The sequence below is a fragment of the Mycobacterium sp. DHQP2018-32-09 genome (assembly GCF_058148405.1).
In genome coordinates this window covers 27,752-46,140 of record NZ_JBYVYK010000021.1, presented here as the reverse complement: position 1 = coordinate 46,140, position 18,389 = coordinate 27,752, and the positions used below count along the sequence as shown (strand labels likewise).

The 18,389-nt window shown below is 71.1% G+C and carries 17 protein-coding genes; 5 read left to right on the top strand and 12 right to left on the bottom strand.

Going from position 1 to position 18,389, the window contains the following annotated elements:
- Positions 1 to 48: 48 nt before the first annotated feature.
- From AC30CM_RS12470 to AC30CM_RS12460, 3 genes are read left to right on the top strand one after another with little or no spacing between them, the layout of a single operon-like run.
- Complete coding sequence (locus AC30CM_RS12470; protein WP_490117184.1) at positions 49 to 528, top strand: DUF559 domain-containing protein; 480 nt, start codon at positions 49 to 51, stop codon at positions 526 to 528.
- The gene (locus tag AC30CM_RS12465; protein WP_490117183.1) at positions 525 to 1,175 is read left to right on the top strand and encodes a hypothetical protein; all 651 of its coding nucleotides are present in this window, start codon (positions 525 to 527) and stop codon (positions 1,173 to 1,175) included. The genes AC30CM_RS12470 and AC30CM_RS12465 overlap by 4 nt, the downstream gene beginning before the upstream one ends.
- Positions 1,175 to 4,330 (top strand): ATP-binding protein, encoded by a 3,156-nt coding sequence (locus AC30CM_RS12460; protein WP_490117228.1) that lies wholly within the window; start codon positions 1,175 to 1,177, stop codon positions 4,328 to 4,330. Before AC30CM_RS12465 ends, AC30CM_RS12460 begins: the two co-directional genes overlap by 1 nt.
- Positions 4,331 to 4,336: 6 nt before the next feature.
- On the opposite strand, the gene AC30CM_RS12455 is transcribed toward AC30CM_RS12460, so the two are convergent.
- The 11 genes from AC30CM_RS12455 to AC30CM_RS12405 all read right to left on the bottom strand — a co-directional run bounded on the left by AC30CM_RS12455 (position 4,337) and on the right by AC30CM_RS12405 (position 15,411).
- Positions 4,337 to 4,702: a VOC family protein gene (locus AC30CM_RS12455; RefSeq protein ID WP_490117182.1), complete on the bottom strand. Its 366-nt coding sequence runs from the start codon at positions 4,700 to 4,702 to the stop codon at positions 4,337 to 4,339.
- Positions 4,703 to 4,845: 143 nt separating this feature from the next.
- Complete coding sequence (locus tag AC30CM_RS12450) at positions 4,846 to 5,895, bottom strand: substrate-binding domain-containing protein (RefSeq protein WP_490117181.1); 1,050 nt, start codon at positions 5,893 to 5,895, stop codon at positions 4,846 to 4,848.
- Positions 5,896 to 5,973: 78 nt separating this feature from the next.
- Positions 5,974 to 7,023 (bottom strand): substrate-binding domain-containing protein, encoded by a 1,050-nt coding sequence (locus tag AC30CM_RS12445; RefSeq protein WP_490117180.1) that lies wholly within the window; start codon positions 7,021 to 7,023, stop codon positions 5,974 to 5,976.
- Positions 7,024 to 7,108: 85 nt separating this feature from the next.
- The gene (locus AC30CM_RS12440; RefSeq protein ID WP_490117227.1) at positions 7,109 to 8,080 is read right to left on the bottom strand and encodes an ABC transporter permease; all 972 of its coding nucleotides are present in this window, start codon (positions 8,078 to 8,080) and stop codon (positions 7,109 to 7,111) included.
- A gap of 62 nt (positions 8,081 to 8,142) precedes the next feature.
- Positions 8,143 to 9,705: a sugar ABC transporter ATP-binding protein gene (locus AC30CM_RS12435; protein ID WP_490117179.1), complete on the bottom strand. Its 1,563-nt coding sequence runs from the start codon at positions 9,703 to 9,705 to the stop codon at positions 8,143 to 8,145.
- Complete coding sequence (locus AC30CM_RS12430; RefSeq protein ID WP_490117178.1) at positions 9,702 to 10,748, bottom strand: zinc-dependent alcohol dehydrogenase; 1,047 nt, start codon at positions 10,746 to 10,748, stop codon at positions 9,702 to 9,704. The genes AC30CM_RS12435 and AC30CM_RS12430 overlap by 4 nt, the downstream gene beginning before the upstream one ends.
- Complete coding sequence (locus AC30CM_RS12425) at positions 10,742 to 11,521, bottom strand: SDR family NAD(P)-dependent oxidoreductase (protein ID WP_490117177.1); 780 nt, start codon at positions 11,519 to 11,521, stop codon at positions 10,742 to 10,744. Before AC30CM_RS12425 ends, AC30CM_RS12430 begins: the two co-directional genes overlap by 7 nt.
- A gap of 14 nt (positions 11,522 to 11,535) precedes the next feature.
- The gene (locus tag AC30CM_RS12420; RefSeq protein ID WP_490117226.1) at positions 11,536 to 12,540 is read right to left on the bottom strand and encodes an NAD(P)-dependent alcohol dehydrogenase; all 1,005 of its coding nucleotides are present in this window, start codon (positions 12,538 to 12,540) and stop codon (positions 11,536 to 11,538) included.
- Positions 12,541 to 12,587: 47 nt separating this feature from the next.
- A complete protein-coding gene (locus AC30CM_RS12415) occupies positions 12,588 to 13,274 on the bottom strand; it encodes a beta/alpha barrel domain-containing protein (RefSeq protein WP_490117176.1) in 687 nt (228 codons plus the stop codon).
- On the bottom strand, positions 13,271 to 14,779 hold the full coding sequence (locus tag AC30CM_RS12410; protein ID WP_490117175.1) for a xylulokinase: 1,509 nt from the start codon (positions 14,777 to 14,779) through the stop codon (positions 13,271 to 13,273). Before AC30CM_RS12410 ends, AC30CM_RS12415 begins: the two co-directional genes overlap by 4 nt.
- Positions 14,776 to 15,411 (bottom strand): SIS domain-containing protein, encoded by a 636-nt coding sequence (locus AC30CM_RS12405; RefSeq protein WP_490117174.1) that lies wholly within the window; start codon positions 15,409 to 15,411, stop codon positions 14,776 to 14,778. The genes AC30CM_RS12410 and AC30CM_RS12405 overlap by 4 nt, the downstream gene beginning before the upstream one ends.
- Positions 15,412 to 15,562: 151 nt before the next feature.
- Here AC30CM_RS12405 and AC30CM_RS12400 point away from each other — a divergent pair, with 151 nt between their 5' ends.
- Positions 15,563 to 16,483, top strand: a complete 921-nt coding sequence (locus AC30CM_RS12400; RefSeq protein WP_490117173.1) for a sugar-binding transcriptional regulator — start codon at positions 15,563 to 15,565, stop codon at positions 16,481 to 16,483.
- A gap of 80 nt (positions 16,484 to 16,563) precedes the next feature.
- Entirely contained in the window at positions 16,564 to 17,337 is a 774-nt protein-coding gene (locus tag AC30CM_RS12395; protein ID WP_490117172.1) for a GolD/DthD family dehydrogenase, read from the top strand.
- A 39-nt stretch (positions 17,338 to 17,376) separates the two neighbouring features.
- Here the strand turns inward: AC30CM_RS12395 and AC30CM_RS12390 are convergent, their stop codons facing one another.
- Positions 17,377 to 18,384, bottom strand: coding sequence for a LacI family DNA-binding transcriptional regulator (locus AC30CM_RS12390; RefSeq protein ID WP_490117171.1), 1,008 nt, complete (start codon positions 18,382 to 18,384; stop codon positions 17,377 to 17,379).
- Positions 18,385 to 18,389: the final 5 nt, after the last annotated feature.

Below are 18,389 nucleotides of genomic sequence, written 5' to 3'. Positions count from 1 at the left end.
CCGCGCCGCTGACCGCACGGCGGCGCCCCGTAGGCCACAATGGGGTCAGTGAGTGGGTCGAGGGGAATGCCGTCGCGGGTGCACGACGACCCGTGCGCACGCCACGCCTCGTGGGCCGGGCCGCCGCTCGCGGGCGTCACCCGCATCGGCGCCGACCCGGTGGCTCTCACCGACGCCCTTCCGGCCGTCGCCCCCGACGGCTCACCAGGGGCGGGCCCGACGCTCGGGGCTCGGCCGGCGATGCCGCCCCGGGCACGCGGGCGCGCCAAGAACCAGGTGGTCCGGGCCCATCCCCTGGCGCCGTCGATGCGGGTGGACCCGACCTTCGAACGCCGTGTCGTCGAGATCGACGGCCCGAACCGCGGTGCGCTGACGGACGCCGACGATCGACGCCGCGACAACGCGCTCGTGGTCGCCGGGTATGCAGTATCGAGGTTCACCAACGACGACATCCGTGACGACGTGGCACGTGTCCTGCACGTCATCGAGGTCCTCCTGGCCTCCCGGCAGAAAGGCGACACGCCGTGAGCGTGCACCCCGACGAGCTGACCGGGTCCGAGCAGGCCGTGCTGCTGGTCCTGATGGCCGAGTGCCGACCGGTGCCGAACGCCCGCCTCAAGGACCACGGGCCCCAACTGACCCGGCCGCAGCGGGAGAAGCTGCGGCGCAAGGGCCTGATCGAGGTGACCGGCAACCCCATGGTCGTCGACCTCACCGACGCCGGCTGGCGGATGTGCCGCGCCATCGTCGGCAGCGCGGCCCCGGACGACGTCACCGGCCAGAAGAAGACCCTCTACACGCTCATGCGGGCCCTGGACCGCTACCTGACCACCGCCGACCTCAGCCTCGCCGACGTCATGGCCCCCGCCGACGTCATCGCCCCCGCCGACGCGGCACCCACATCCGTGCCGGTGCCGACCGTCGAGGACCGCGTGCGCAGCGCGTACCGCGACCTGGCCGACGGCCCCGGCGCTATGGTGCGGTTGACGCGGCTGCGCGCCGCGCTGCCCGAGGTGTCCACCGACGATCTGGACGCCGCCTTGCGAAACCTGTTGCACGCCCGCCACATCAGCCTGCTACCCGAGGAGAACCAGAAGGTGCTCACCGACGCCGACGACGCCGCGGCCATCCTGATCGGCGGACAGCGCAACCACCTGATCGCGATGTCCTCGTGATCGACGAGCGACGGCGCAAGGCGCTCACCGAGCTGCGACTGAACTGGGTGGAGACCCTCGACGACGTGTGGCACCCGCAGGAGTCCCACATCGGCGGGCTGCACGACGACGCCCTCGACGACGTGCTCGCGGCGTTCGCCGACGCCGAGCGTCAGGCCGAGTCCAGCCCCATCGGCGTCGCCGTCCGGGGACAGGCAGGGTCGGGCAAGACCCACCTGCTGGGCCACGTCCGCGACCGCGTGCGGACGGCGGGCGGCTTCTTCTTCATGGTGCAGCTGCTGGACGCCACGAACTTCTGGCAGTCGACGCGCGGCGGCATCCTCGACAGCCTGGGCAGGCCGGGCCAGAAGCACGAGACCCAGCTCAAGGACCTGGTGTGGCAGCTGGAGCAGATCGCGCACGTCTCCCGCGCGGCGCGGCGCGCGCTCATCGGCGACGAGGACCTGACACCGGCGATCCTCGACGAATTCGTCGAGGCCCTCACCAAGGCCCGCGGCGTCGCGGTCCGCAACTGCAGGCACACGTTGCGCGCGCTGATCCTCGTCGCCTCCAATGACCCTGCGCTGCAGGACATCGGCGAGGCGTTCCTGGGCTCTGGCGGCGAGATCTCGGCCGAGGAGCGCACCACGTGGGGGTTGCGCACCAACGACCGCACCGCACAGCAGACCGTCGGCGAGATCTCCCGCATCGTGGCACTGGCCGGCCCCGCGGTGCTCGCCGTCGACCAGATCGACACGCTGCTCGCCCAAGCCCATTCGGCGACCGGCGCCGACGAGGTCAGCCACGACGACAGTCGCAACCTGGAGCACGTCGCGCACGGTTTGATGAGCATCAAGGAGGCCATGCGCCGCACCGTCGCGGTGGTGGCGTGCCTTCCCGGCGTATGGGAGCTGATCCGTCACCGGGCCACCGCCACCGTCGCCGACCGGTTCCGCGAGACCGCCGTGCTGGAGCGACTCCCCACCGCCGACATCGGGCGCGCCATCCTGGAACGCCGCTTCGGCGCCCGCTACCTCGCCATCGACTTCACGCCGCCCTACCCCAGCTGGCCCATCCTCCCCGCGGCCTTCGACGACGCCCCCAACTACACGCCCCGGCGCCTGCTGCAACGCGCCGACGAGCACGTCCGAGCCTGCCTGCGCGCCGACGAGATCGTCGAACTCGCCCACCTCGGCGACGAACCGCCCAGTGCCCCAACGGGTTCGGGCGAGGCGCCGACCGAATCCGCCACCCCCGACACCAGCACCGCGTTCGACGAACTCGACCGCCGCTTCGCGGACTACCGCCGCCGCGCCGTCGTGGCGGCCGCGCTGAACCCCGACGGCGAGGACACCACCGTGCCCGCCCTGCTGGCGGCCGGACTGCAGGCGTGGATCATCGAGCGCGACGACCCCGAACAGTCCTTCCGCACCGACCCGCCACCCGGACGCGTCGTGTCACTGCACGCCCGACTGCGCCAGAGCCTGGACACCGCCACCGAGGACGAACGCCACTGGTCGTTCCGGGCCATTGCCCACGGGCACGCGGGTGCGGTCCAGACGAGGATCAAGAAGGCCTGGGAGGCAACCGGTATCGCGTCGGATCCGGATCGCAGGCGACTGGTGCTGCTGCGCAACACCGCCTGGCCCGGGGGCGCCAAGACCTCGGCACTCGTCGACGAGGTGCAGGCCGCCGGAGTCCGCACCCTGCCCATGACCGAGGACGACCTGCGCACGCTGACCGCCCTGCGCGACCTGATCGACGAGGATCACCCCGACCTGCCGGACTGGTTGCGGCGCCGTCGCCCCGCCCACGGCACCACGCTGCTGCGCGAGGCCCTCGACGACGTCGTCGGCGAGGCGCCACCCGAGCCCTCCCCCGTCCCCGAGCCGGCGCCGACCGTCGCCGAACCCCTCGTACCGGCCTACGCCGACGTCGCCACCGCGCCCGACGAACTGCCGGTCGGCGTCGACGGCGGTGGCCACCCACTGACCGTGGGACTCGCCGCCCTGCGCAAACACACGGCGATCTTCGCCGGTTCGGGGTCCGGCAAGACCGTGCTCATCCGCAGGCTCGTCGAGGAATGCGCCCTGCGCGGGGTGTCCTCGATCGTGCTGGACCCCAACAACGACCTGTCCCGCATGGGCTCCCCGTGGCCCGAGAAGCCCACCGGGTGGAACCCGGCCGACGACGCCCGCGCCGACGCGTACTTCGCCGGCACCGAGGTGCTGGTGTGGACGCCGCGGCGGAACTCGGGGCGGCCGCTGTCCTTTCAACCGCTGCCGGACTTCGCCGGGGTCCTCGACGACGAGGAGGAGTTCGACGAAGCCGTCGACGCGGCGGTGGCCGCGCTGGAACCGCGGGCACTGATCACCGGCAACACCGCGAAGGCCATGCAGTCGCGGGCCGTGCTGAAGGTGGCGCTGCGCCACTACGCCCGGCGCGAACCCCGCGCGTCGCTTCCCGGTTTCGTCGCCATGCTGGCCGACCTCCCCGACGGTGTCAGCGAGCTGCCCAAGGGACCCAAGCTGGCCGCCGAGTTGGCGAGCAACCTGCACGCCGCCATGGTCAACGATCCGCTCTTCGGTGGCCGCGGCGCCCCCGCCGACCCCGGCGCGCTGCTACGGCCGACACCCGGGATGCGCGCCCGCATCTCCGTGATCAACATGGTGGGTCTGGCCACCGAGCAGCAGCGCGAGGGGTTCGTCAACCAGCTCCAGATGGCGCTGTTCTCCTGGATCAAGCGCCATCCCGCGGGCAGCCGTCCCCTCGGCGGACTGCTGGTGATGGACGAGGCGCAGAACTTCGCGCCGTCGGACCGCTACACCGCGTGCACGCGCAGCACGCTGGCACTGGTGTCACAGGCCCGCAAGTACGGCCTGGGTCTGGTGTTCGCCACACAGGCGCCGCGTGGCCTGCACCTGCACATCCCGGGCAACGCGGCCACGCAGTTCTACGGTCTGCTGAACGCCCCCGCCCAGATCGCCACGGCGCGCGAGATGGCCCGCGCCAAGGGCGGCGAGGTGCCCGACATCAGCAAGCTGCGGGCGGGCAACTTCTACGTCGCCTTGGAGGGCAACGCCTTTCACCGCATCCAGACACCCTGGTGCCTGTCGCACCACCCCGCCAGCCCGCCCACCACCGAGGAGGTGCTGGCGCTGGCCCGCGAGGGGTGAGCGGCGTCAGTACACGACCCGGAAGTGGCCGATCAACCGGATGGTGTTGCCGTCGGGATCGCTCAGGGTGCACAACCGCACCCCGGCGGCGGCCTCCAGCACCGGACCGGGGACCAACCCCGCGGCGGCGGCAGCGGCCACCGCCGCGGGCAGATCGTCGACGGCCAGGTTGAGCAGGCCGTGCCCGGGCGCTCCTACCGCGTCCCCCTCGGCCTGCCAGACCTGCACCCATCCGCCCGGGACCACCTGCCATTCCACCAGCGACGGCATCGGCGCGTTGTCGCACGGCCGCCCGAACAGCTTGTCGTACCAGGGCCCCGACACCGCGACGTCGGCCACCGGGACCACCGCCAGGACGTGCTCGAAGGTCATGCCGGATCCTTTCGTCGTCGTGATGTGGACCGGACGGGGCCGCCGAACTCATCGCTCGAGGTGGGCCGACCACGAGCCGACATGGAAGCGGGACCGATCACCAGTGCTCCTGGTGACCGGTCCCGCGTCTGGGGGTGGTGGGATCAGGGCTGCTTCTGGCCCGGGATCCCCTCGTAGGCGATGTCGCCGGTCTCGAGGTTCTTCTTGGTCAACTCGACCAGACCGTCGAGGAACTGCTGACGGTCGGTCACCACGTGCTGCAGCGCCACGTCCACGTTGTCCTTCGTGATGGCCGGCATCACGTAGACCGGGTCGGTCTTGACCTGCTCGCCCTTGACCAGCGCGTTGGCCACCGCCAGGCCCGCCGACAGCTCGACGGTGCCGTTCTGCAGCGACGTGCCGATGAACTCACCGCTCTTGACCGCGTTCAGCCCGTCCTCGATGCCGTCGATGCCGACGATCGGGACGCCGTTGCGGCCGCCCTCCTTGAGGGCCTGCAGCGCACCGAGGCCCATGTCGTCGTTCTGCGACACGACGCCGTCGATCTGGGGGCCGAACGACGACATCCAGTTCTTCATCTTGTTGACGGCCTCGTCGCGCTTCCAGTTCGCGGTGTCCTTGGCCAGCACCTTGATGTCCGGGTACTTCGCCAGCACCTGGTCGATGCCCTTGCCGCGGTTGATCTCACCCGAGCCGCCCAGCGGGCCCTGCAGGATCACGATGTTGCCGCGACCGCCGAGACGGTCGGCCATCATCTGCATCTCCTGGGCACCCGCGGCCACGTCGTCGGGCTGCACGTTGCCCGCGAGGTCGGGGCTCTGCAACTCGGCGTTGACCGCCAGCAGCGGGATGTTCTTCGACTTGGCGGCGGCGACCTGCGGGCCCAGCGAATCCGCCTGCACCGGAACGACGATGATCGCCGACACGCCCTGGTTGATCAGCGAGTCGACCTGGCTGGCCTGCGTGGAGACGTCGTTGTTGGCCGAGTTCCACACCAGCTCGATGTCGTTGGCCTTGGCGTAGGTCTCCATGCCCTCCTTGCCGGCGGTGATGAACGAACTCATGTCGTACACCGTGACGCCGATGCGGGTGGTACCGCTCTTGGCGCTGTCGTCGCCCGCACCACAGGCGGTCATGCCCAGCGTCAGCGCCCCGGTCGCGGCGACCGCGGCGATCTTCGTGAGGATTCTCATGCGTCTTCCTTCATTGTCGTGTGATTCGTGGAGTTTCCGTCGCGCTCAGCGCGACGGAAACTCCACGAATCGCGAGTGTCAGGGCTGCTTCTGGCCCGGGATGCCCTCGTAGGCGATGTCGCCGGTCTCGAGGTTCTTCTTGGTCAGCTCGCTCAACCCGTCGAGGAACTGCTGGCGATCGGTCACCACGTGCTGGATGGCCACGTCGACGTTGTCCTTGGTGATGGCGGGCATGATGTACACGGGCTTCGTGTTCACCTGCTCGCCCTTGGCCAGCGCCGCCGCGACGGCCAGGCCGGCCGACAGCTCGACGGTGCCGTTCTGCAGCGACGTGCCGATGAACTCACCGCTCTTGACGGCGTTCAGCCCGTCCTCGATGCCGTCGATGCCGACGATCGGCACGCCGGTGCGGCCGGATTCCTTGAGGGCCTGCAGCGCACCGAGACCCATGTCGTCGTTCTCGGCGACCACGCCGTCGATCTGCGGGCCGAAGCCGGAGATCCAGTTCTTCATCTTGTTGACCGCCTCGTCACGCTTCCAGTTGGCGGTGTCCATGGCCAGCACCTTCATGTCCGGGTACTTGGCGAGCACGTTCTTGATGCCCTTGGTGCGGTCCAGTTCGCCGGACTGCCCCAGCGGGCCCTGCAGCACGACGATGTTGCCGCGACCGCCGAGGCGGTCGGCCATCATCTGCATCTCCTGCTCGCCGGCGGCCACGTCGTCGGGCTGCACGCTGGCGGCCACGTCGGGGCTGTTGAGGGCGGCGTTCACCGGGACCAGCGGGATGCCCTTGTCCTTGGCCGCGGTGACCTGCGGGCCCAGCGAATCCGCCTGCACCGGAACGACGATGATCGCGTTCAGCCCCTGGTTGATGAAGGAGTCGACCTGGTTGGCCTGCGTGGACACGTCGAGGTTGGCGGAGTTCCACACCAGCTCGATGTCGTTGGCCTTGGCGTAGGCCTCCATGCCCTCCTTGCCCGCGGTGATGAACGAGCTCATGTCGTACACCGACACGCCCACCCGGGTGGTGCCGCTCTTGGCGCTCTCGTCGCCGGCGCCACACGCCGTCATCCCGAGCGTCAACGCCGCGGCCGACGCAACCGCGAACATCTTCGTTCCCAGCCTCATGTGCCTTCTCTCTCCTTGAGTGTGGAAATGGTGAAACCGTTGGGGGTACTGCTGTCGACGTGGACGCCCGGCGCGATCCGGGCGGTCACGTTCGGCGTCGCGACGACCAGACGTCGACCGCGACCGCGGCGACGATCAGCACGCCCTTGATCACGTCCTGCCAGTAGGCGGGCACGACCAGGATGTCCAGACCGTTGTTGAGCGTCTGGATCATCAACAGACCCAACGCGGTTCCCCAGATGGTGCCGCGGCCACCCATCAGGCTGGCGCCGCCGATGACCACGGCGGCGATGGCGTCCAGCTCGTAGCCCTGCCCGAGGTTGGGCGGGCCGGAGATGACGCGCGAGGCCAGCATGACGCCCGACAAGCCGGCCAGCAGACCGGAGAAGGCGTAGACGCTGAACAACACGTTCTTGGTGTTGATGCCGGCGATCTCGGCGGCGTTGCGGTTGCCGCCGACGGCGTACACGCGCATGCCGTAGGTGGTGCGCTTCATGATGACGGCGAGCGCGATGATGCCGAAGATCATCAGCAGCACCGGGATCTGCAGCCCGAGGATCTTGGTGTTGGCGATCGAGCCGAACTCGGCGGGCAGCCCGTTGATGGGGGCTCCGCCGCCGATCACGTAGGCCGCACCGGAACCCGCTGTCAGCGTGCCCAACGTCGCGATGAACGGCGGAACGTTCAAACGGGACACCATCACACCGTTGAGGCAGCCGACGGCCAGACCGACCAGCATGGCCACCAGCACGGTCATCCAGACCTGCCCGGGGTTGGCCTTGGCGGTCGCCGCGCCCGCCATCGCCGACACCGCGATGACGCTGCCCACCGACAGGTCGATGCCGCCGGTGAGGATCACCAGCGTCTGGCCCAGGGCGATCAGCGCGAACGGCGCCGCCGCCACCAGGATGGTGATCAGGTTGTCCGGCGTGGAGAACCGGGCGCTGCGATAGCTGAAGTAGCAGATCACCAGCAGCAGGATGATGACCATGGCGTAGCGCAGCGCCATGGCGCCGAACCAGTCTCGCGAGAACAGCTTCACCGGTTCCCCGGTCATCGGCGAGGCCACCGTGGTGGCACCACCGGCCTCGGCTCGTGGTTCCTTCGTGTCCTTGGTGCTCACGATGCCGCCTCCTGGTCGGTCTCGGGTCGGGTGTCCAGGGCGGTCGCCAGTCGGAACACCGACTCCTGGACCTCGGGATGGTCGAGGTCGTCTCGATCCAGTTCGCCGACGAACTGACCGCCCCGCATGACGAACGCGCGGTGCGACAGCCCGACGACTTCGGGCATGTCCGAGGACGCCATCAGCACGGCCATGCCCTGCTGCGCGAATTCGGTGATGATGCGGTAGATCTCGCTGCGGGCGCCGACGTCGACACCGCGGGTCGGCTCGTCGAGGAGCAGCACGTTGACGTCGCCGGTGAGCCAGCGGGCCAGCACCACCTTCTGCTGATTGCCGCCCGAGAGGGTGCCGACCTCCTGCGACAGCCCGTTGCTGCGCAACCGGACGGACTTCATCACGTTCGACACCGCGTCGGTGCGCGACTTGCCCCGCAGCCACCCGGCGATGGAGAACGACGACAACCGGGGCAGCGAGCCGTTGTCGAGCACGCTCATCGACAGCACGACGCCGTTGAGCTTGCGGTCCTCGGGCACCATGGCCATGCCCGCGGTGATCGCGGCCGCCGGCGCGTTGCGCTTGACCTGCTTGCCCCGCACCCGCACGTCCCCCGACGTGCTGCGGCGAGCCCCGAAGATGGCCTCCAGCAACTCGGTTCGGCCCGCACCCACCAGCCCCGCCAGCCCGACGATCTCGCCGGCCCGGACCGTGAGCGACACCGGGCCCTGCGCCCCCTCGACCTGCAGATCCCGGACCTCGAGCACGGTCTCGGTCGTCGGCTCGGGCCGATCGGGGAACAACGCGTCGAGTTCGCGACCGATCATGGCGGTGACGATGTCGTCGTCGGTGACGTCGGCGATGCCCTCGTCGAGGATCAGCCCACCGTCGCGCAGTACGACGACGCGATCGGCGATCGCGCGGATCTCGGCCATCTTGTGCGTGGTGTAGACCATCGCGACACCGTGCTCCTTGAGCTGGCGCACGATCTGGTACAGCCCTTCGACCTCGCGCTCGGAGATCGCCGACGTCGGCTCGTCGAGCATGACGACCTGCGCGCCGGTCCGGGCGGCCTTGACGATCTCGACGATCTGGCGCAACCCCACGGGCAGGCTGCCCATGCGCGCGCTCGGGTCGATGGAGACGCCGAACACAGCGAGGGCGTCACGCGCCTCGTCGATCATCGCGCGCCGGTTCAGGAACGGGCCGGTGGTGATCTCGCGGCCCACGAACAGGTTCTCGTAGACCGTCATGTCCTCGATCGACGCCAGCTCCTGCGGCACGATCGCGACGCCGTGCTTGACGGCGTCCTTGGCGTTGCCCGAGGACAGTTCGGCACCCTTGACCGTGACGGTGCCGCGGTCGGCCGAATACTGGCCGCTGATGATCTTCATCAGCGTGGACTTGCCCGCGCCGTTCTCACCGGCCAGCGCCGTCACCGTGCCGGGTTCCAGATCCAGCGTGATGCCCTTGAGCACGGGGACGCCGCCGAAGCCCTTGTGGACGTCGACGCAGCGCAACAGTGGCTCGGACGGCGACGTGGCCGGCGAATTGGACACGGTCATCTCCCCACCGTCACGAGAACCTTGACGTTCTCCGGATCGGCCGACGCGGTGAACGCGTCCGCGGCGTGCTCGAGGTCGTAACTGGCGCTGATGATCTCGTCGACGGGGACCTCACCCGAACGCAGCAGGTCGATGGCGGCCGCGAAGTCCTCGCGGACGTACATCAGGTTGCCCACCAGTGCCAGCTCCCGGTCCTGGATGAGGCCCAGCGGCACCGACGTCGCACCGTCGGGCACGCCGACGATCATCACCGCGCCGCCCTTGTCGACCACGTCGACGGCCTGGGCCACCGAACTCTCCCGCGACACGCAGTCGATGACGACCGCCGCGGGCCCGCCCATCAGGTCCAGCGCGCGTGCGACGGCGTCGGGGGCCGTCGGGTCGAACGTGCCCACCGCGCCGAGCCGCTGCGCCCTGGTGCGCTTGGACTCCAGCAGGTCGGCGACCACGACGCGGGCCCCGGCGTGCCGGGCGGCCAGCAGCGCGAACAGCCCGATGGGTCCGGCACCGATCACCACGACCGGGCGGTCGCGCAGATCGCCGACGAACTCCTGCGCCCGGCGCACGGTGTGCACGGGCGTCGCCAGCGGCTCGATCAGGATGGCGTGCGCATCGTCGAGGTCGTCGGGGATGGGCACCAGCCGGTCGGCGGCGACGGTGAACGCATCGCCCAGCGCCCCGGGCGTCTGGCAGCCGAACACCAGCAATTCCTTGCAGATGTTGTAGCGGCCCGCGCGACACTGCGTGCAGTGCCCGCACGCGAGGTTGGGTTCCAGCGCGACGCGGGTGCCGACGAGCGCCTCGTCGACGTCCGGGCCGACGGCGGCGACGACGCCGACGGCCTCGTGGCCGGGCCGGTAGGGCAGGTCGATGAACGGATGCCTGCCGCACGCGGCGTGCAGGTCCGACCCGCAGATGCCGACCACCGTGGTGCGCACGGCCACCTCACCCGCGGCGGGCGCGCCGAACGCCACGGTCTCGACCTCGACGTCGTCGAGCGCGTTGACCACGACGCGGCGGATGGTGTCGGGGGTGCTCACCACGTCGTGTACCCGCCGTCGGCCACCAGCACCGAGCCGGTGATGAACGAGGCCGCGTCGCTGGCCAAGAACACCACGCTGGGCGCGATCTCCTCGGGCATCGCGTAGCGCAGCATCGGGGTGTCGTCGATCCAGTGCCGCTTGAGGTCCGGGCGATCCACCGGTGCCATCTCGGTCTTGCAGTATCCCGGGGCCAACGCGTTGACGCGGATGCCGAGCGGACCCCATTCCGCGGCAAGCGACTTCGTGAGGTGGTGCACCGCGGCCTTCGACGCGTTGTAGGCCGGCTGCATCTGCGGGCGGTTGACGATCATGCCCGACATCGAGCCGATGTTGACGATCGAGCCCGACCCGCGCTCGCGCATGTGCGCACCGGCGGCCAGCGAGCACGCCCACAGTGCCTTGACGTTGAGGTCGAAGACGTCGTCCCACTGCTGCTCGGTGACGTCCCAGGACTCGGCGTGGTAGCAGGTGCCCGCGTTGTTGACCAGGATGTCGAGGTGCCCCAACGCGGCGATGGCGTCGGCGGTCATGCGCTCGACGTCGGCCTGCCGGGTGATGTCGGCGGTGATGGCGTGAAAGCCGTTGCCCTGGCCCAAGCGCTCTTCGCTCTCGGCGACCACGGCCGCGTTGCGCTCGGCGTTGCGACCCGAGATCGCCACCCGCGCACCGGCTTCGGCCAGACCGAACGCGAACGCCCGGCCCAGTCCCTGATTGCCCCCGGTCACCAGCGCGGTGCGGCCGGTGAGGTCGAACGGGGATGTCGTGCTGCTCATGCTGATGGACTCACTCACTCCGGGTGGACGATGGACTTGAGGCTGGCGGGATCGGTGTCGCTCTCCAACGCCTCGGCGACGTGTTCGAGGTCGTAGCGGCCGGTGACCATGGCGTCGAGATCGATGGCACCGCTGGACACCAGGTGGATGGCGGCCGGCCAGGTGTCGGTGTAGCGGAACACCCCGGTCAGCGTGATCTCCAGGTTGGCGATGTGGGCCACCGGCAGCGGGTACTCGTCGGCACCCATGCCCACCAGCACCACGTGCCCCGCCGGGCCGACGGCCTTGATGCCGCTCACGACGGCCGCCGGCACACCGGTGGCGTCGACGAACGCGTCGACGGGCGCGATGGTCGCGACGTCGGTGGTGGTGGGATCGAGCACCTCGGTGGCACCGAACTGCAGCGCCCGCTCCCGCCGCGACGGCACCAGGTCGGTGACCACGATCCGCGACGCACCGAACGCCCGCGCGGTCTGCGCGCAGATCACGCCGATGGGTCCCGCGCCGGCGATGAGCACCGACGTCCCCGGCGCCACCCCCGCCTTGCGCATGGTGGTGATGGCCACCGACAGCGGTTCGAGCAGCGCCGCGGCCTCGTCGGACATGGAGTCGGGCACCGGGTGCGCCATGTCGTCGTCGATGGTGACGTATCGGCAGAACGCGCCGTCGACGGGCGGCGTCGCGTAGAACTTCATCTCCGGGCACAGGTTGTAGCGGCCCGCCTTGCACTGCGCGCACCGCCGGCACGGGTGCTGGGGCTCGACCGCGACGCGCTGGCCGATGCGGGCGGCATCCACGCCCTCCCCGACGGCGGCGATGCGGCCCGACAGCTCGTGGCCGAGGATCATCGGGTCCTCGACGACGAAGTCACCGATGCGACCGTGCCGGTAGTAGTGCACGTCGGAGCCGCAGACGCCCACGGCGGCGACCTCGACCAGCACCTCGTGCGGGCCGGGCACCGGCACCGGCCGGTCCTCGATCCGCAACGTCTCCACGCCGGTCATGACGCTGGCGCGCATGGTCTCGGCCGGCGCCGCCGACGAGTCCTGCGCCGACAGTGTTCCCGTCACATCGCTTCCTTTCGTTCGACTTCGAGAAGTGCGCGCCCGACGACCATCTGGTGGACGCCCGCGGTGACGCACAGGGAGCTGATCTCTTCGGTGACGCCGCCGTCGACCATCACCGGCAGCCGCGGGTACCGGGCGACGAGGGCGGTGACGAGGCTGAGCCGGTTGATGCGGCAGCGGTCCTTGGTGCCGGGTTCGATGAGCATCACCAGCACGCCGTCGGGCAGGCACGCCCAGCGCGGCTCGGCCGTGACGCCGTCCCACTCGTCCCACAGCGCCACCCAGGCTTGCGCACCGGCGCCGCGGATGGCCGACGCCCGCTGCTCGGTGAACGCCTCCCAGGGCAGCATCACCCGGGCCGGGGCGGTGGCCAGCACGTCGGTGAGGACCGCGTCGACGAAGGCGACCGAGCCGATGAGGTGGACGTCGACGCCGGCGCCGGTCACGCCGTGGGCCACCGCGCGCAGTTCGTCGAGCGTGACGCCGACGGGCAGCCCCTCGTCGGCCGCCATGACGTCGGCGTGGACGGTGACGCCGGCCTCGGCCAGCGCGCGGGCGACGGCGGGACGCGACGCGGGTGCGGCAGCGTAGATCGACCCGGCGATGCGGCCGGGGTGGCGGCGATGCCAGGAGGCCAAGGTCACGTTCGAGGTCACGTTCGAGGTCACGTTCGAGGACACGGTCACGACGCGCTCCGCTCGTCGAGCACGGTGCACGCGGCCAACTCGGCCCAGCGCTGCCGCAGTGCCGTCAGGTCGCGTCGCGACGGGCGCGGCGAGACGCGTTGGCGCACGGCGGGTTGCCAGCGCGTGGCCAACTCCACCAGACCGTCGACGGTGGCGCCCGCGGCCACCGCGGCGGCCTGCACGCACGCCCCGCGGGCGGTGGCCTCGTCGGCGTCGAGCACCGTGACCGGTTCGTCCAGCAGGTCGGCCAGCAGTTGCAGCGTCGCAGGCGAGCGGCTGCCCCCGCCGACGGCGACGGGGCTGCCGTCGAGTGCCACGCCGCACGCCCGCAGGGAGTCCCGCGCGCTCAGCAGCGACAGCAGCGGGCCCTCGACGAAGGCCCTGGCCAGCTCGGCGCGCGTGGTGTGCGACGTGACGTCGGCCAGCGTGCCACGCGCGTTGGGACGGTTGGGCTTTCGCTCGCCGTCGAGGTAGGGCACCAGCACCGGTCCGCGGCCCTCCCCCGCCGACAGCGCCAGCTCGACGAGGCCGGCGTGGTCGGTGCCCAACAGCGCCGTGGCCACGTCGCCCACGCGCGCGGCGTTGAGCGTGCTGACCAGCGGCAGGTATCCGCCGGTGAGGTCGGCGACACCGTCGACCATGCCGGTCGGGTCGAACACCGGCGTGCGCGTCGAGGTGGCCACGACGCCCGAGGTGCCGATGCCCACGTACTGGTCGCCGTCGGACAGTCCCAGCCCGAGGAACGCGGCGTGCTGATCGCCGCCTCCGGGGCCCACGATCACGTCACCGGTGATGCCGAGCGCCTCGGCGGCCTCGGCGCGCACCGTGCCCGCCACGTCGCACGGGCCCAGCACCGTCGGCAGCAGCGCAGCCCAATCCCGCGGTCCCGCCGCCAGTTCCAGATAGTCGGGCAGCCAGCGGTGCGCGGCGGCGTCGAAGTATCCGGTGCCCGAGGCCTCGGACCGGTCGGTGACCAGTGCCCCCGTGAGCCAGTGGGTGAGGTAGTCGTGGGGCAGCAGCATCGCGGTGGCCCGCTCCAGCGAGGCCGGCTCGTGTTCGGCCAGCCACGCCACCTTCGCGATGGTGAACGCCGCCGTGGGCAGCGATCCCACGTGCTCGATGAACGGCTGGGCCCCGATGCGGGCCACCAACCGGGCCAGGTTGGGTGCGCCGGTCGTGTCGTTCCACAGCTTGGCCGGACGCACCGGGGTGCCGTCGTCGGCCAGCAGCACCAACCCGTGACACTGCGCGGCGACCGAGATCGCGCGCACCGTCGGCGTGCCCGGGCACGCCTGCAGCGCGGCGCGGGTCGCGGCGCACAGTGCCGTCACCCAGTCGCGCGGATGCTGTTCGCTGCGGGGCGGATACGCCGGGGGGTGCGGTGCCGCGCCGGTGGCCAGCAGCCGCCCGGTCTCCCGTTCGCGGACCTCGACCTTGCAGGACTGGGTGGAGGAGTCGACGCCGAGCACGACGTCCGGGGCGCCCGCCGATGCGTGCCCCGTCATGCCGACACCACCGGGGCCTGATCGCCCGGCCTGGCACCCCGGAAGCCGACGCCGCCCGCGGGATGACTGTCGACCACCTCGTCGAGGGTGTGCCCGCGCAGCGCCATGGCGACCACCGCCACCGCGTCGCCCCAGACGCCGACCGACAGCGTGCTCGCCATCGCGATCATGTCGCCGGGATCGGCACCCGCCGGGGTGGCCGGCAGTGCCGCCACCGTGGCGGCGGCCGCGGCGAACGGGGAGCCGGGGCTCTCGGTGACGGCGACGACGGGCACCCCGCGCGTACCCAACTTCTCGACCAGGCTGGTCAATTCGGTGGACCGGCCCGTCTTCGAGATGGCCAGCACGAGGTCCGACGGCGTGATGGCGCCCATGCCGCCGTGCAGCGCATCCATCGACGGCAGGTACACCGCGGGCGAGCCGCACACCGACAGCAGGTGGGCGAGCCGCTCGGCCATGATGCCCGACGTGCCCGACCCGGTCGTGACGACCTTCCCTGGGACGGCCACCACGCGCCGCGCCACCTCGACGACGCCGGATTCGACGCTGCCGACCAGGGCGCTCAGTGCCGCCGCCTCGCGTGTCAGCACCGTTTCGGCCAACGCGGTGAGCGCCGAGTCGTCCATGCCCATGCCTGCGTCGTCTCCAGTTTCGTGCGCTGCGCTCGATCCGTGCGAACACTCACGTGTTCGTTGTGAGGTGGATCATGCAACCCCTATGCTCATATGTCAACGTCGCTGCACATATGTGCACGGCGGTGCCGAACCACGAAGGGAGGCCGGCGTGGGGCCCGATGAGCTCTTCCTCCGAGCGGTGATCGCCCGGCGCTACTACCTCGAAGGACGTACCCGGATACAGATCGCCGAGGAGTTCGGCCTGTCCCGGTTCAAGGTCGCCAGAATGCTCGACGAGGCCATCGAATCCGGCATGGTCGAGATCCGGATCCACAACCCCGGCGCCATCGACGTCGACCTGTCCACCGCACTGCAGAAGCGCTTCCGCCTGCAACACGCCTACGCCGTCGCCGCCGACACCAACGCCACCGCCGACCGCGTCGACGCCGTCGCCAAGGCCATGGCCGAACTGCTGCAGTCGATCCTGCGCGACGGCGACGTCATCGGCGTCGACTGCGGCCGCACGCTCACCCACATCGCCCCGCACCTGGTCACCCTGCCCCGCTGCGACGTCGTGCAACTCACCGGCATGGCGGGCGCCATCACCCACAGCGGGGTCGACCTGGTGCGGCGCATCAGCGAGGTCAGCGGCGGCGACGCCTGGCCCCTCTACGCCCCGCTCGTCGTGCCCGAGGCCCGCACCGCCGCCAGCCTGCGCGACAACCCCCAGATCCGCGAGACCGTCGGCCACCACGAGGTGGTCACCTGCGCCATCGTGTCCGTCGGCGCGTGGCTGCCCGGCGCCTCCCAGGTGCACGGGTCCGTGACCCCGGAGGAGGCGGCCGACCTCGACGCCGCCGGCGTCGTCGCCGAGACGTGCGCCCTGCTGCTCGACGCCGACGGCAACCGCGTCGCCGGGCTCGACGAACGCCGCATGGGCATCGACGAGGCCGTGCTGCGCGCCATCCCCACGCGCATCGCGCTGGCCACCGGCCCGGAGAAGGCCGCCGCCACCCGCGCCGTGCTGTGCTCCGGCCTGGTCAACTCCCTGGTCACCGACAGCGAGATCGCCGCCGCGGTCCTCGCCTGACCCCCCGCCCACGAGACCGGCCCACGAGACCCACCCACGACCCGCACCCACGACCCCCACCCACGAAAGGACCGACGACAGTGCCGGACACCCAGCAGGAACCGAACGTCGACCTCGCCTTCGGGCTCGCCGACAAGGTCGCGCTCGTCACCGGCGGCGCCACCGGCATCGGCGCGGCCATCGCGGCGGCCTACGCGACCAAGGGCGCGCGCATCGCCGTCGTCGACGTCAACGCCGAGGGCGCCGAGGCCATGGCGGCCACGCTGCCCGCGAGCCGCGGATTCGGCTGCAACGTCAGCGATCCCGACGAGGTGACCCGCGCCGTCGACGCCGTGGTCGCCGAGTTCGGCCGCATCGACGTGCTGGTCAACAGTGCGGGCATCGCCAGACTCGCCCCCGCCGAGGACATCAGCCTCGCCGACTGGGACGCCTCGATCGCCGTCAACCTCAAGGGCACGTTCCTGATGTGCCAGAGCGTCGGCAGGCACATGCTCGCCGCGGGCCGCGGCGCCATCGTCAACATCGCCTCCCAGGCCGCCAGCGTCGCCATCGAACAGCACGTCGCCTACTGCGCGTCGAAGTTCGGCGTCGTCGGCCTGACCAAGGTGCTGGCCGCCGAATGGGCCGGCCGCGGCGTGCGGGCCAACACCATCTCCCCCACCGTCGTGCTCACCGACCTGGGCATCAAGGCGTGGGACAACCCCAAGGGCGACGCCCTCAAGCAGCTCATCCCCACGGGCCGCTTCGCCTACCCCGCCGAGATCGCCGCCGCCGCGGTGTATCTCGCCTCCGACGCGGCCGCCATGGTCAACGGCGCCGACCTCGTGGTCGACGGCGGCTACACCATCAGGTAGGCCTCCTCAGGTCACGCTCCCCAGGTCGCGGGGGCCAGGTCACGGGGGCCCCAGCGTCGAGGCACGGGCGACGAGTTCGGGCGCGAACACCACGCGCCGCGGCTCGGCGCCCGGATTCTCCGCCGTCGCCATCAGCAGGTCGACGGCAGTGGTCCCGATGTCGGCGCTGGGCTGCGCCACCGACGACAGCGGCACCGAGGCCGACCGCGCGAAGTCGATGTCGTCGTAACCGATCACCGCGACGTCGGCGGGCACCCGGCAGCCGCCCGCCGACAACCCCTGCAACACCCCGATGGCCAACAGATCGTTGGCACAGAACACCGCATCCGGACGAGCGGCAGGCGGGCGGGCGCACAACCCACTGCCCACCGCGCGGCCCGCCAGCACCGTCGGCTCGGCCGTCGCGAGCACCTCCAGCCGCGCGTCCGACCAGCCCTCGACGGCGGCGCGCGCGCCCGCGAGCCGGTCGGCGACCTGCCGCAACCCCTGCGGACCCCCGACGTAGGCGATGCGACGCCTGCCCAGTCCGCACAGGTGCTCCACCGCCAGCCGACCGCCCGCCACGTCGTCGACCGCCACCGAGGACAACGGCGTCCCCGCGCCGTCGCGGTCCACCAGCACCACCGGGATCCCGCGGCTGCGCAACGCCAGGATGCGCGCCAGGTCGTCGCGCACCGGAGACACCAGCAGTCCGAAGACCCGCTGCTCGTCGAAGACGTCGAGGTACGCCCGTTCCCGCTGCGGGTCCTCGTCCGACGTGCCGAGCAGCACCACCAGATCATGCTGAGCGGCCTGGCGCTCCACCGAGCGCGCGACGTCGGTGAAGAACGGGTTGCCCACGTCGAGCACCAGCAGGCCCAGGCACCGCGACCGCCCCGCCCGCAGCTGCCGGGCGGCGTCGTTGCGGACGAACCCGAGCCGTTCGATGGCAGCCTGCACCCGGGCCACCGTCGCCGGAGCCACCCGCTCGGGCGCATTGAGCACGTTGGACACCGTGCCGACCGAGACCGAGGCCTCGGCGGCAACGTCCCGGATGCCGACCGCCATTCGGC